This window comes from Streptomyces sp. NPDC043680 (genome assembly GCF_056436685.1).
In genome coordinates, this window is sequence record NZ_JBWKCE010000038.1 from 1 (window position 1) to 14,822 (window position 14,822).

Annotated in this window: 8 protein-coding genes; 3 read left to right on the forward strand and 5 right to left on the reverse strand. The window is 71.9% G+C overall.

The features are described 5' to 3' along the window. Positions 1-150 precede the first annotated feature (150 nt). Genes AC0666_RS33775 through AC0666_RS33790 form a run of 4 tightly spaced genes read right to left on the reverse strand, consistent with a single transcriptional unit; the run spans position 151 to position 10,450 of the window. Positions 151-2,571: a SpoIIE family protein phosphatase gene (locus AC0666_RS33775; RefSeq protein ID WP_468969315.1), complete on the reverse strand. Its 2,421-nt coding sequence runs from the start codon at positions 2,569-2,571 to the stop codon at positions 151-153. A gap of 6 nt (positions 2,572-2,577) precedes the next feature. After that, positions 2,578-3,321 (reverse strand): 4'-phosphopantetheinyl transferase family protein, encoded by a 744-nt coding sequence (locus AC0666_RS33780; protein WP_468969317.1) that lies wholly within the window; start codon positions 3,319-3,321, stop codon positions 2,578-2,580. Further along, complete coding sequence (locus AC0666_RS33785) at positions 3,318-8,102, reverse strand: type I polyketide synthase (RefSeq protein ID WP_478709096.1); 4,785 nt, start codon at positions 8,100-8,102, stop codon at positions 3,318-3,320. Before AC0666_RS33785 ends, AC0666_RS33780 begins: the two co-directional genes overlap by 4 nt. Continuing rightward, positions 8,099-10,450, reverse strand: coding sequence for an MMPL family transporter (locus AC0666_RS33790; protein WP_478709097.1), 2,352 nt, complete (start codon positions 10,448-10,450; stop codon positions 8,099-8,101). Before AC0666_RS33790 ends, AC0666_RS33785 begins: the two co-directional genes overlap by 4 nt. A 408-nt stretch (positions 10,451-10,858) precedes the next feature. Between AC0666_RS33790 and AC0666_RS33795 the strand changes: the two genes are divergently transcribed. After that, on the forward strand, positions 10,859-11,293 hold the full coding sequence (locus AC0666_RS33795) for a hypothetical protein (RefSeq protein WP_468969324.1): 435 nt from the start codon (positions 10,859-10,861) through the stop codon (positions 11,291-11,293). A gap of 97 nt (positions 11,294-11,390) precedes the next feature. Here the strand turns inward: AC0666_RS33795 and AC0666_RS33800 are convergent, their stop codons facing one another. Continuing rightward, positions 11,391-12,128 carry a hypothetical protein gene (locus AC0666_RS33800; protein ID WP_478709098.1) on the reverse strand — a complete coding sequence of 246 codons (738 nt, stop codon included), beginning with the start codon at positions 12,126-12,128 and terminating at the stop codon, positions 11,391-11,393. A gap of 483 nt (positions 12,129-12,611) precedes the next feature. Here AC0666_RS33800 and AC0666_RS33805 point away from each other — a divergent pair, with 483 nt between their 5' ends. Continuing rightward, positions 12,612-13,043, forward strand: coding sequence for a hypothetical protein (locus AC0666_RS33805; protein ID WP_468969330.1), 432 nt, complete (start codon positions 12,612-12,614; stop codon positions 13,041-13,043). 668 nt (positions 13,044-13,711) lie between these two features. Further along, a partial coding sequence (locus tag AC0666_RS33810; RefSeq protein WP_478709099.1) for a DUF6777 domain-containing protein occupies positions 13,712-14,822 on the forward strand: 1,111 nt, incomplete at its 3' end.

Genomic DNA, 14,822 nt, shown 5'->3' on the forward strand with positions numbered 1-14,822 from the left:
TCCGACGTATCGGTCAGGTCATCTCTGCTCACACCCTCGGAAGCAGGGGGACATTTACCGGAATGTCTGGTTTGTCCCTACTCAAAAGAGTGGCCTCGGGAGTTCATGACGCCGTCCGCGAACTGTCACAGGCGTGTCACACGGCACGTTTCAGAAGCCCACGAGGGACTGCTCGGCCCAGATGGTCTTGCCGACGGTGGCGTGCCGGGTGCCCCAGCGCTGGGCCAGCTGCGCGACCAGCAGCAGGCCCCGCCCGCCCTCGTCGAAGATCCGGGCGCGCCGCATGTGCGGGGCGGTACTGCTCGCGTCGGAGACTTCGCAGATCAGGGTGCTGTCCTCGTGGATCAAGCGCAGTTGGACGGGCGGTTGGCCGTAGCGGATGGCATTGGTGACCAGCTCGCTCACCAGGAGCTCGGTGACGAACGAGGCCTCTTCGAGCCCCCAGGCCGTCAGCTGCTCGGTGGTGTACCGGCGGGCGTCCGCGACGACGGACGGGTCGGAGGACAGGTCCCAGACGACGACCCGGTCGGCGTGGAGGGCCTGGGTCCGGGCGACGAGAAGGGCGACGTCGTCCTCGGGCGGGTGGGTCAGCATCGCCGTCAGCACACGGTCGCACACCGTGTCCAGGGTGGTGGCGGGACGGCTGAGGGCCGCGAACATGCCGTCCAGGGCGTCGTCGATGTCGTGGTCGCGGATCTGGAGCAGGCCATCGGTGTACAGGGCGAGGATGCTGCCTTCGGGAAGCTCCACCTCGACGGTCTCGAAGGGCAACCCGCCCAGACCCAGCGGCGGACCGGCCGGGACGTCGAGGAGGTACACGGAGCCCTCCGGGGAGACCACCGCGGGCGGCGGGTGACCGGCCCGGCCGACCGTGCAGCGGCGGGTGACCGGGTCGTAGACCACGTACAGGCACGTGGTGCCGATGCCCCCGGCGGCCTCCCGGTCGGCCTCGTCGGCGGTCAGGTGGATGATGAGGTCGTCGAGGTGGGTCAGCAGCTCGTCGGGCGGCAGGTCGACGTCGGCCAGCGTGCGGACCGCGGTGCGCAGCCGGCCCATGGTGGCGGCGGCGCGGATGCCGTGGCCGACGACATCGCCCACGACCAGGGCCACCCGCGCGCCGGACAGCGGGATCACGTCGAACCAGTCACCGCCCACCCCGGCCTCCGTACCGGCGGGCAGGTAGCGGGAGGCGATCTCCAGCGCCGTCTGATGGGGCAGCGTCTGCGGGAGCAGGCTCCGCTGCAGCGTCATGGTGGTGGTGTGCTCGCGGGTGAACCGGCGCGCGTTGTGGATGCTGACGGCCGCTCGGGTCGTGAGCTCCTCGGCCTGCCACAGGTCCTCCGGGTGGAAGGACTCCCGGCGCTGGTGGCGGCCGTAGACGGCCAAGCCGAGCGTGACATCGCCGGTACGCAGCGGCACCATCATCAGCGAGTGGGTGCCGCTCTCGCTGACCCAGGTGGCCCCGGGGTCGTCGATCACCCACCGGGCGACGGCCGGGTCGGCCGTCCCGTACGCGGCGCCACGGCCCGCGGCCAGAGACTCGACGGGAGGCGAGAGCGGCGGGTAGACGACCGTATCCCCGACCGCGACCCCCGACTCCGGGCTTCCCTCCAGGACCGACCGCGCAGCGGTACGGCGTACGGTGACCGGCCCCGCCACCGGGCCCGAGGACGTCTCGTCGCCGCGCGGGGGAGGGTCCAACAGGTCGATGCAAGCGAAGTCGGCGAGCCGGGGGACGACGGCGTCGGCCAACTCCTGCGCGGTGCGGGCGATGTCCATGGTGGTGCCGATGCGGGCGCCGGTGGCGTTCGGCACGAGCAGCTGCTGCCGCTCGACCTCGATCCCGGTCCTGTCGTGCGCGGCCAGGCACACGGCGCGCACCCGGCCGTCCGGGTCCCGCAGCGGGGCCAGCGAGGTCGACCAGCCTTGCTCGGTGCCCGCGCCCGTGGGGCGGATGAACGCATCCAGGTGCTGCGGCTCGCCGGTCTCCAGCACCATGCGCATCCGGCGCTCGGCCTCGTCGCTCACCGGATCCGGCGCGATCTCCGGCAGGCGCAGCCCGCGCACCTCGGCCTCCGAGAGGGACAGCGTGCGCTCCATGCCGGCGTTCGCCCGCACCAGCCGCAGGTCCTCGTCGAAGACCGCCAGGAAACAGGGGGACTGGGCGAACGCCCACTCGTCCAGCGGTTCGTCCCGGGGCGCGGGGCGCCCACCCGCCACGGCCGACACCACGAACCACTTGGTGCTCCCGCCGGTGGACGTCCAGCGGTGCGCGAGCAGACCCAGTTCCAGCCGACGGCCGTCCCGGTGCTTCAGCGCGACCGTGCCGCTCCACCGCTCCTGACCGGGCGCGATCCCCCGCGCCACATCGGTGGCGCCCTCGGCGAGCAGTTGGGCGGCGGACAGCCCCACGACCTCGGAGGGCAGGTAACCGAGCAGCCGACGGGCATCCTCGCTCCACTCGGTCACGATGCCCTGCTCGCTGATGGTGGCCGTGGCCGTGTACGCCGACCCTTGGGAGGCGTTCGGCTCCCCGGGCCGCTCACCAGGAGAGGTGGAAAGTTGCTCCATCGCCGCTCATCTCGCCCTCGCTAGTTGGGCCAGGGGTTCCTCTGACAAGCATGATCCGGCAACCCGAGGAGCACCAACGCAGTGCTGCCAGGGGAGTGGGGCGAGCACGAGGGCGAGGACCGCACCTCCGGCCTGCCACACCATGGCGCTGCGCCGACCGCTCAGCACGGGCGGTCGAAGGCCGAGGATCGCGATGCAGCGCGGGGCGGCCCCGAAGATGCCGCTCCGGTCGGCCTTGACCGCGGCCTCCTTCAGCGCCCAGGAGCCGACCAGGGCATCGGCCCGGTCCGCCCCGACGAGGGAGAGCTCCCCGGGGGAGAGGGCGTGGTCGGCGACGCGGCGCACCGCGGGGGCCGAGGCGGTCTCGCACAGGTCCACTCCGACCGGCACCCCTGCCAGCGCTGCCGCGACATGGCCGGCGGTGTGGCTGATGGAGACGTTCAGGTCCGGCACCGGACTGCCTCCGACGACCACGTACGGGCTGCCGTCGTCATGCGGGAGGATCTCCACGTCCTCCGCCGGCGCGGCGAGGACTTCGCCGACCAGGCGCTTGGCGAGGAGACGGCCGGCCATCCACTCGGCCTGCCGCCAGGCGGGCAGCGCGTGGACCACGCGCTGCTCGGCCGGGGAGAGGGGCGGTGCCTGCTGGAGGTCGGGGCGCCGGGCCACGGTGAGGACGGCTCCGCCCCATCGGTGGACGCGGCCGGGCGCGATCGACTGGAAGGTGGTGTGCATGGCGGCGGGGCTCACGCGGCGGTGGCCATGGTCAGGTGCCGCAGTTCCCGCTCCAGCACGGCCACGGTACGACGGATCTGGTCGGGCGTGTGGTCACCCGTGATGAAGAAGCGCAGCCGGGCCAGTTCCTCGGGTACGGCCGGATGGAGGATGGGGTTGACGCTGATGCCCTGCTGGAACAGCGCCTCCGCCAGCTGCAGGGTCTTCAGCGAGTCCCCGACGATGCACGGGACGATCGGCGTGTCGTGACTGTCCCCCGTGTCGATGCCCGCTTCCCGCGCGAGGCCGGCGAACAGCGCGGCGTTCTCCGTAAGACGTGCCACCCGCTGGGGCTCGGCACGCAGCAGTCGCAGGGCGGTCAGGGACGCGGCGGTGTCGGCCGGGGTCATGCCGGCGCTGTAGACGAAGCCCGGGACGGTGTAGTGCAGGTACTCGACGACCGAGCGGCTTCCGGCGACGTAGCCGCCGCAGCTCGCCAGTGCCTTGGACAGCGTGCCCGACCACAGGTCGACCGCTGAGCGGTCGATGCCGAAGTACTCGCCGATGCCGCGGCCCGTCGCACCGATCGTTCCGATGCTGTGCGCCTCGTCGATCATCAGCAGTGCGCCGTGCCGGCGCTTGACCTCGACGAGGGCGGGCAGGTCGGCTATGTCGCCGTCCATGCTGTACACGCCCTCGATGACGACGAGCACCCGCCGGTACTGGTGGCGGACCTGCCCGAGGATGGCGTCCAGCGCGGCTGCGTCGTTGTGGGGGAACGGCCGCCGGGTCGCGCCGGAGAGCTTGCAGCCCTGCAGGATGCTGTCGTGGGCGAGGGAGTCGTGGATGACGAGGTCCCCGGGTCCGACGAGGTGCCCGATCACGGTGACGTTGGTGGCATGGCCGTTGGCCAGCGTGATCGCGTCCTCGCATCCGAGCAGGCCCGCGAGTTCCGCCTCCAGTTCCAGGTGGAGCGGACGGCTGCCGGACAGCAGCCGGCTGGCGGACACCGACGTACCGAAGCGGTCGACCGCCTCCTTGGCCGCCTCGTTCACCCGGGGGTGCGTCGCCATGCCCAGGTAGTTGTAGCTGGAGAACGAGAGCAGTTCCCGGCCCTCGATGACGGTCGTGTCCGTCATACCGCCTTCGTGGACGAGGAAGTACGGGTTCGGCAGCCCCACCCGGGCGAGCGCGGCGACGCGCTCGGCGTGGGCGGTGACCTCCGGGAAGCACTCGATCCGCGTGTACTCCTCGGCCAGCGGGGCGGGGGAGGGGGCTGAGGCCTCCGGCGCGGGCCGGTCCGTACGCGGGTCGGCGGACTCGGGCCGGTCCGCCCGCGGGGCGGTGGACGGGGGGACCAGGGTCAGCGCCGCGGGCGCCGGCGAGGACGGCGCTTCCTTGGCGTGGTCGATGCGCTGCCCGGGGACCGCGGCCGGTGCGGCGTCCGCGGAGCCGCTCGCGATCAGGGCGGCGATCTTTGCGACGGTCGGCCGGTCGGCAGCCCTGTCGTCGAACGTCCAGTGGGGCCACTCCCGCTTGAGGGAGGTGAAGAGGTCGGTCAGCATCAGCGAGTCGAAACCGAGATCGTCGATCAGGAGCTGGTCCCCCCGCAGTCGACCCACCGGATATGCGCTGATCCGGGCGACCTGCGCGAGTACCGTGCCGGTGACCTCGTCGAGGCCCGCGGCCGGCGAAGACTCCTCGTCGGCCGGTGCGCGGGAAGCGGGCGACTCGGCCGGGGCCGCCGGGGCTACCGGGACGGGAGTGGCCAGGGAGGCGGGTGCCGGGGTGGATTCCCCCGTCGACGGGGTGCTGATCCGGGCGGCGGGGTCCTGCGCGGGGAGCGCCCCGGTGAGGCGGCCGAGCAGCGTCACCTGCTGGCGGACCAGCTGGAGCAGTTCGTTCATCGGGGCGTCGGGCAGGGCGTTCGCCGGGGTGTTCAGCGGGTCGTGCATCGGGTCGTTCATCGGGATCTCCTGGAGCGGTGCGGGCTGGGTGGGGAGGGGGGCGGTGGATCCGTTCTTCTTCGCGGGGCGCTTGGTCGGCACCCAGTAGGACTGGGCGGCGAGCTTCGCCACCGGCAGGTCCAGCAGACGGCGGTCTTCCCGGGCGACCAGGGCGCGCGGGTCGACGGGGACGCCCAGGACGGCGAGCCGGGCGAGCGCCCGTACGAAGCCGGCTCCGCCGTCCGGCTCCACCCCGGTGGCGGGGACGACGAGCACGTCGTCGTGGCCGCTGAGGTTGCGGCGGACCGAGGTGAGGAGCGAGTTGCCGCCGGTCATCTGGAGGAAGACGCGGGCACCCTGGTCGTAGGCGGTGCGGACGGCATCGCCGAAGTGGACCGGCGCGGACGCGTGACGGGCCCACAGCTCCCGCAGTCGCTCGGCGTCGGTGCAGACCGCAGCGTCGACGGACGATACGAACGGCAGCGCGGGGCTGCTGATGCGGCGGTCGGCCAGGTCCGCGCGCACGGCCTGTTCGGCCGCGACCAGCAGCGGCGAGTGGAAGGCGTTGGACACCTCCAGTGCCACCGTGACCACACCGGCCGCCGCACAGACCTCTTGCAGGGCGGCGAGTCCCCCCGGCGTGCCGCTGACCACGATCTGCCGTGGCTGGTTGAAACAGGCGAGCCACACGTCGTCGATGCCGTCGACGAGCCGGCGGCACGTTTCTTCGTCGCTCTGCACGGCGAGCATCCCGCCGCCGCCGTCCTCGGCCTGCCGGAGGACCGCGCCCCGGTGCACCAGCAGCCGGATGGTGTCCTCGTCGCTGAGGGCGCCGGCCGCCGCGGCCGCGGCGAACTCGCCGAGGCTGTGGCCGAGGGTGAGGTCGGGGGTGATGCCGCAGTCGGCGAGCAGACGGGTGGCGGCCATCTGGACGGTACCGAGCAGCGGCTGGCACACGTCGGTGGCGGCGAGCCGCTGCCTGAGCCTCTCGGCGTCGCCCCGCGGGGTCGCAGCCTCCCCGTACAGCAGGTCGGCGAGGTCGGGTCCGCCGTCCTGCCGGGCCACGGCGCCGAGCGCGTCGAAGGTGGCCCGGAAGCCGGTGAACCGCTCGTACAGGTCCTGCATCATGCCCGGCCGCTGACTGCCCTGGCCGGGGAAGAGGAAGGCGACGCGGCGCTCCTCGGCGGGCAGGGGAGCGGCGGCGGCGAAGGCACCGTCGCCGAGGTCGCCCGATGCGCCGTCGGCGAGCTGCCGACGGGCCTGAACCAGCCGCTGTACGAACGCGTCCGTGTCGGCGGCCACGATCGCGAGCCGGGCCGTCAGCGGCACCCGTGAGCCCAGGGTGTGGGCCACTGCCGTGATCGGCGGGCGGGGTGCGCGGTCCATCGCGTCGAGTACCTCGCCGATGTGCCGGTCCAGCAGCTCGGGGTTGCCGGCGGAGAGCAGGACGAGCTGGGGCCCGGCGCCCTCGGCGCCTTCCGGGACCCGGTCGGGGGCCGGGGCGGGCCGCTCTTCCAGGATCACGTGGACGTTGGTGCCGCCGAAGCCGAACGAGCTGACGGCGGCGCGCCGGGGGGTACGCCCGCTCGGCCAGGGCCGTGCGGTGTCGGCGAAGCGCAGGCCCGCGGCGGAGATGCCCAGGTCCGGGTGGGGGGTGGTCTGCGGCTGCGGCACGATCGTGCGGTGGTGGACGACCAGGGCGGTCTTGATCAGTCCTGCGATGCCCGCCGCGGCCAGGGAGTGCCCGATGAGGGCCTTGCCCGAGGCGAGGTAGCACAGGCCGGGGTCGTCGTCGGGGAACTCGGTCCGCAGTCGGCGCAACGCCTCCACCTCGGCACGGTCGCCGACGGCGGTTCCGGTGCCGTGGGCCTCCATGAAGCCCACGGAAGACGGGGCGACCCCGGCGTCCTCGTAGGCCCGGTGCATGGCGCGCAGCTGGCCTTCGGGGGTGGGTGCCAGCGGGCCGGGGGACGCGCCGTCGTTTGCCGAGCCGATGCCCTTGATCACCGCGTAGACGCGGTCCCCGTCGGCGAGGGCGTCGGACAGCGGTCGCAGGACGACGGCACCGGCGCCTTCACCGAGGACGAAGCCGTCGGCCTCCTCGTCGAACGGGCGGCACACGCCGGCGGCGGACAGCGCGCGGATCCTGGAGAAGCCCACCAGGGCGTCGGGGGTGAGGTTGACGTACGCGCCGCCCACGAGCGCGGTCCGGCAGGTGCCCTGGCGCAGCTGCGCCATCGCCTGGTCGAGGGCGACCAGCGAGCCGGAGCAGGCGGCGTCCACGGCGAAGCTGGGGCCGCCGAGGTCGAACAGCCGGCTGACGGTACCCGCCGCCATGTTGAGCAGGCTCCCGGGCAGCGTGAAGGCGGGGAGGGTGCTCAGCCGGGCCGTCTGCTCCTTGAGGGCGTCCAGGCCGTCGCCCTGGTCCGCTCCCTGCGCCTGGTCGGCCATGGAGATGGCCCGGATGGGGGCCGTCAGGAGGTCCTTGTAGTCGGACACCGACACCCCGAAGAAGACCCCCGTGTTCTCCCGGTCGAAGTCGCCGCGGCCCAGCCCCGCGTCGTCGAGTGCCTCGCGGGTGACGTCGAGCATCAGCCGGTGCTGCGGGTCCATGGCCTCGGCGCGGGACGGCGGCACCCCGTAGTGCAGGGCGTCGAAGCGGTCCACGTCCTCCAGGAAGGCGACCTGGTCCGTGTACGCCGCATGGGGGCCGGATCGGGTGCCGGGTTCGTGGAAGACCCCGTGGTTCCAGCGCTCGGGCGGGACGGCGGAGAACTGCCGTTCCCCGCTCATCAGGAGCTTCCAGTACCCGTGGATGTCGGGGGCGCCGGGAAAGCGGCAGCCGAGTCCGGTGATGGCGATGTCGGTCATGAGAGGTCTTCCTTGTCGTGGTGCCCGGGCCGGACGGCGGCCGGGATGGCGGGGAGCAGGGAGGCGCCCTCGTGGTCAGCGGCGCGGGGGGACGGGGGACGGGGGGCGGCGGGGACCGGGGGGCCCGGCGGGTCCCCCCGGACGGCATCCGGCGGTGGCGGCCCGGGCGGTCGGGCCGCCGGGCGCGGCGCCTTGCGCCGCAGCGGCCGCGGGGCCCACCAGTTCAGGCCGCCCGCCAGGCGCATCAGCGCCGGTACGAGGACGCCCCGGACGAGTGTGGCGTCGAGGAGGACGCCGAGGCCCGCGCCGATCCCGAAGAACTGCAGCAGGGAGACCTGGGAGGTGCCGAAGCTCAACAGGGTGAAGGCGAGCAGGGCGCCGGCCGTGGTGACGATGCCGCCCGTGCGGGCGAGGCCCGTGACGATCGAGCCGGGGTTGTCCTCTCCGGCCTCGTACGCCTCCTTGATGCGGGCGAGGACGAACACCTCGTAGTCCACCGAGAGCCCGAAGACGATGCAGAACAAGAGGACCGGCATGGTCGTGCTGAGGGGTCCGGGCGTGAAGTGGAGCAGGTGGTGGAGATGACCCATCTGGAAGATCCACACCATGGCTCCGAGGACGGCCGCGAGCCCCAGGGCGTTCAGCGCGATGGCCTTCAGCGGCAGCAGCAGGCTGCGCGTGAAGCCGAGCAGCAGGACGAACGTGGTGAGCGTGATCAGGGAGAGCGCCAGCGGAATCCGGTCCGCCACCGTGGCCTTGGCGTCGACCAGTACCGCGCTCTGACCACCGACGAGAGCGTCGGTGCCCGCCGGGGCGGGAGTCGTGCGGATGTCGTGCACGAGCTGCTGGGCGGCCCGCGAGGCGGGGTCGACGAGCGGCACCACGGAGAGCTGGGCCGGGCCGGCGCCGACGGGCCCGGCCTTGGGGCCGGCTGCGCCGGAGACCACGGCCTCCCCTCCGTGCCGGAAACTGCCCTCGGGCCCCACGACCTGGGCGACCTGCGGGAGCGCGGACAGCCGGCGGGCGTAGTCCTGCTGCGCCGCCGGGGACGCCTTGCCCTTGAGGACGACCGTGAGCGCACTGGAACCCTTCATGTCGAACGCGTCGCGCACCAGGTCCCCGGTCTGACGGCTGGACGCGCTCACCGGCAGCGCCCGGTCGTCGGGGGTGGCGAAACCGGCACGTGCGAACGGCGCGGCGAGCACCAGCAGCAGGCCGATCACCGGCAGCGCCGCGAGCAGCGGGCGGCGTACGACGATCCTCGCCAGCTTCGCCCAGAACCGGGAGTCCGAGCCGCTGTGGACCCGGCGCCGCCACGGCACGGCCCAGGCGTTGACCCGCTTTCCGAGCAGCGTGAGCAGGGCCGGCAGTACGGTCAGGGCGCTCACCGCCGCGATCGCCACCACGGCGATGCCCGCATAGGCGAACGAGCGCAGGAAGTACGGCGGGAACACCAGCAACGTCGCGAGCGCGGCGGAGACCGTCGCGGCACTGAAGACGATGGTGTGGCCCGCGGTGCGCACGGTCTGCACGGCGGCCTCACGCGGAGCGAGTCCGTTGGCGAGCTCCTCACGGAAGCGCGAGACGATCAGCAGTCCGTAGTCGATGCCCAGCCCCAGGCCGAGCGCGGTGGTGAGGTTCAGGGCGAACACCGACACATCGGTGACGCTGCCGAGCACGCTCAGGACCAGCAGCGTCCCGGCGATGGCCAGAATCCCGATCAGGAGGGGCAGAGCAGCGGCCACCACACTGCCGAACACCAGGACCAGCAGGACCAGGGTTCCCGGCAGGACGACGGCCTCGGCCCGCTTCAGGTCGGACTCCGAGATGTCCTGGAGCTCGGCGTCGATCAGCGCGGGCCCTCCCACGTGCACGGTCAGCGCCGTGCCGGTGGCGGCCGGGGTCGCCAGCTCCCTGCTCAGCTCCTTGACGCGCGCTCCGAGCTGCTCCCCCTCGCCGTCCACGTGTGCGACCAGCATGGCCGCGCGGCCGTCCCGGCTGCGCAGCTCCGCCGCGTCGCCGGTCCAGTACGAGGTCACGGCGCTCACGTGCGGCTCGGCGGCGAGGCGCCGGCTCAGGCTCTTGCCCGCGTCCCGGGCTGCCGGACCGTCGACGGAACCGCTGCGGGCCTTCGCGACGACGACCAGGTTGGGGGACGCGCCGAGGCGCTCGGCCGCCACATGGGCGGCGCGGCTGGACTCGGATCGCGGATCGTCGTACCCCTGCGACTTCAGACGGCCGGTTGCATCCGCACCGAACACGGCGGACAGCAGGAGGAAGACGAGCGCGGCGAAGAGGACGAGTCGGGGGCGACCAGTGATACATCGCCCCCATGCACGACGGGACATTCAAGACTCCGGGAGGGATGGCGTTTCGCTCCTGCTCACACGCAGGACGGACGACATCCACCGTCCCCGGAGGAGGGATGCGGCCGTAGTCCCGGCTACTCGTTACTTGACAGGAGCCGATGGGGCAGCCCGAGCCCCGGGCGCCCGCCCGTACTGTCCACGGGGCGCGGATAGGCCGCCGCCGGGCCGGAAGAAGGCGGTTCGGGGAACGCGCACGCGCTTTTACCAAGATCGGTTTTCGGCGTCAAGCCACGTATTCGAGGGGCGTGACGCACGTCCTGCCGCAGGGTTTATTTGAAGTACGCCCTCGCCGGGAACCGCCGGAGAGAACGAGGCGGAATAGAAAGCCCCGGCCCTTTCCCCGGGACAGCATCCAGACCCCCTTTTTGCATCGAATGGAGAATTTCCATGTTCCAGCGTTTCTCGACCCGTCGTATCGTCCTGGCCGGAGCTTCCGTGGCGCTGCTGGGCGGCGGTATCGCACTGCCGGCGACGGCGATGGCCGCGCCGGTCGCCGCCCCGCAGCAGGCCGTTTCCCTGCTCCCCGCGGACAGCGCCGACGGCATCGGTACCGGCGGCGACTCCAACGCCGAGAACACCACGGTCGGCGGCGAGGCCACGGGCGGCAATGCCAACTCCGGTGTCACCGAGTGCAAGGGGGCATGCGACATCAAGACCGGTGCCGCCACCGGCGGCAACGCCAGCGCCGACGCCGTCAACCAGGGCGACGCCACCTCCACGGGCGGCGACGGCACGGGCACCGGCGGCATTGTGAGCAAGACCGAGGCCCAGGTCATCAAGGACCAGGTCAAGCAGGACCTGAAGGCCAAGCTCGGCAAGTGACGGCAGTACCACCCCCGTACGGCAGACGCCGGAGAGGCCCACAGCCTCTCCGGCGTCTTTGCCGTGCTCTGACGTTCCCGCCTTCAGGCGGCGGGACCTAGGAGCCCGCGGCTGCCGGGTCCCCGCTCACGGCGGTTGCGTTACCGGTGTTGACGGCGTCGGCGCTGGCGTCACCGCTCGTCGCGGCACCCGTGGTGATCGTGCACCTGCCGATGCAGGTACCGACACCGGAGTTGGCGGCGCCGCTGGTGGCGGTACCGCCGGTCGTGGTGTTCGTGGCAGTGGCATCGCCGCTGACAGCGCTGGCGCCACCGCCGGTGTCACTGTCGCCCCGCGCGCCGCGTCCGATCGACCTCACCGTTTCGGAGCTGCCCATGGTCAGCACGTCGGCGCTCCAGGCGGTGTTGACGCTGTCGTAGCAGACGCCGCTGCACGCGTTGTAGGCGCCGACGCCCACGGCGGTGTTGGTGCTGGTGCCGCAGAGGCCCGTGCACTGGCTGAACGCGGCGGACCCCACGGTGGTGGTGGTGCTGCCGCCGCACAGGCCCTCGCACAGGCCGGAGGCGCCGTCGCCCACGGCGGTGTTGGTGCTGTCCTTGCAAAGACCTCTGCACGCGCCGGAGGAGCCGTTGCCCGCGGCGGTGTTGGTGCTGCCCGTGCAGAAGCCTTCGCACACGCCGGGGGCACTGCTGACTGCGGCGCTGTAGATGCTGCTGTAGCCGTGCTGCGCGGTGGCCGGTGCGGCCATCGCGGTCGTCGGCAGCGCCACGCCACCGGCCAGTGCCACGGAAGCCGCGGCCAGCAGGATACGACGGGTCCAGGAACGCTCATTCATCGGAATTCTCCGGGATTCTTGTGTGAAGTCTCCGCCTGCGGCCAAGCCGGCGGACGCTGAGCAGCCGGGCGAATGCGTCCGGGGTGTGCAGACGCACGGGACGCTCTGGGGCTCATTCGGGGGTGACGTTATCGCGTTGATCATGTCGCGAGCAGGATCTGGCACAGCGCGGCGTGTTCTGTGCCCTTGCAGGTCTTCTTCTTGAGGTTCTTTCAGGACCGCGGACGGGCCGCAGCCCATACGGCCGAAGGGTGCGCCGGGCGCCCGCGGCGCGGCTCACGCGGGCACGGCTGCCGCTTTTACCAAGATCGGATTTCGGCGTCAAGACGCGTATTCGAGGGGCATGACGCACTCGCTCCAGCGCGGTTTATTTGACGTACGCCCTCACCGGGGATCTCCCGGAGAACGCGAGGCAGGAAAAGCCGTCCAGACCCTTTCCGGGACGGCATGCAGACCCCTTTTCATACAGAATGGAGAATTTCCATGTTCCAGCGTTTCTCGACCCGTCGTATCGTCCTGGCCGGAGCTTCCGTGGCGTTGCTTGGCGGCGGTATCGCACTGCCGGCGACCGCGATGGCCGCGCCGGTCGCCGCCCCGCAGCACGTGGTCACCCTCGCCCCCGCGGACAGCGCCGACGGCATCGGTACCGGCGGCGACTCCAACGCCGAGAACACGACGGTCGGCGGTAAGGCCACGGGCGGCAACGCCAACTCCGGTGTCTCCAACTGTGAGGGCGGATGTGACATCACCACCGGCGCCGCCACGGGCGGCAAGGCCAGCGCCGACGCGATCAACCAGGGCGACGCCACCTCCGTGGGCGGCGACGGCACGGGCAACGGCGGCATCGTGAACAACGTCAAGGAGGTGATCAAGGACCAGCTCCTGAAGAACCTGAAGGCGAAGCTCGCCAACTGAGGAAGGTCAGTCCGCAGCTTCCTGGGGGCATCCCGGGGAGTCACCCCCGCGCACGGCAGACGCCGGAGAGGCCGCAGCCTCTCCGGCGTCTGCCGAGCGCGGGGGGCGGCGCCGCGGCCCGGTCGGGCCGCCGCCCGCCTGTCAAGCCCCGAAATGTCGCGGCATGACGCCGGCTCGGGCCCAGGGCTTACTCAAGACATGGGCTCACGTACAGAAGCTGGGCCCACCCCGGCAACGCGTGAAGCGACGGGCCCCTCCGGTCGCTCTTCACCTTTTTTCGCGGGAGTGGAATTTCCATCATTCACGCCTCCGGTACAGGAGGCCATAATGGCAGTAAGGAGCGAGCAGATGCGGATAACCACCATTTTCCCGATGCCCTACGTCGGGGGGAGAGTGTCGTGACTTCCCTACCTCCTTCGGGCGAGCGCCCCACCGGCCCCCCGTCCGGACCGCTGTCCGACCGCCCGACGAACGAGCAGTCCTGGCCGCAGGGGCCTCCCCCGCCGGCCAGCCCTCCCCCGCCACCAGCGCCCCCGCCCCCGCCGCAGCCCCCCGGTCCGCCGGCCGGCAGCGGTGAGCCGGGCGAACCCGGCCCGCGTCGAGGCGGGTCGGCCCACGGCGGGTGGCGTTCGCGCAGGACCCTGCTGAGTGCCGGCACGGCAGTGGCCATGGCGACCGCCGTGGTCCTGGCCTTCACGGTCATGGGCGGGCACGAGGCATCCGGTGGAGAGGTCTTCCTCCAAGCCGCCTCGGCGGCCGGCCCCGACCCGTTCACCCCCTCGACGGACACACAGTCCGAGGACGGCGTGGTCACGCCCGCATCCGCCGGCAAGTCCAAGGGTGGCGGCAGCGCGAGCGCCCTCGAAGTCAACGGTGCCTACCCGGGCCTGTACGGAGGCACGCGCAACGTCACGAGCTGCGACGTCGAGAAGCAGATCAAGTACCTCACGGAACACGCCGACAAGGGCAAGGCCTTCGCCGACCCCCTGAGCATCCGGCAGTCCGACGTCGCCTCCTACCTGCGGTCTCTGACCCCCGCCCAGCTGGGCTGGGACACCCGGGTCACCAACCACGGGTACAAGAACGGCGCGCCCACCGGCTACCAGGCCGTCCTGCAGGCCGGCACGTCCGTCCTGGTCGACGACCGCGGCGTACCCCGCGTCCGCTGCGCCTGCGGCAACCCGCTGGCCCCGCCCGTCGCCGCCAAGAGCAAGCAGACGTACAGCGGCCGGCAGTGGTCGTCGTTCCGCTCCTCCGACGTCGTTGCGATCAAGCCCGCCGAGCAGCCGGTGAAGTCCGTCACGATGTTCGACCACGACCGCAAGGGCTGGTACCAGCGCCCGAGCGGAGACGCGCAGGGCAAGCACGACCACGAGATCTCGCCGCCGAAGGGCCAGACAGCCGACTCGCCGTACCCGGTCCTGCCGCCTCCTGCGGGATCCGTGCAGAGGCCCCCGGCCGAGGACACGCACAAGGGCGTCGACAAGGACACCCACAAGGGCACGGACAAGGACAACCGCGAGGACGTCAACCAGCACCCGTGGGAGAACAAGCAGGGCACCGACGAGCACAAGGACGAGCACAAGAAGGAGAACAAGCAGGGCACTGACGAGCACAAGAAGGAGAACAAGCAGGGCACCGACGAGCACAGCAAGGAGAACAAGCAGGGCACCGACGAGCACAAGAAGGAGAACAAGCAAGGTACCGACGAGCACAAGAAGGAGAACAAGCAGGGCACCGACGAGCGTATGAGGGAGAAGGTGGAAGGCGGGGGGGGGC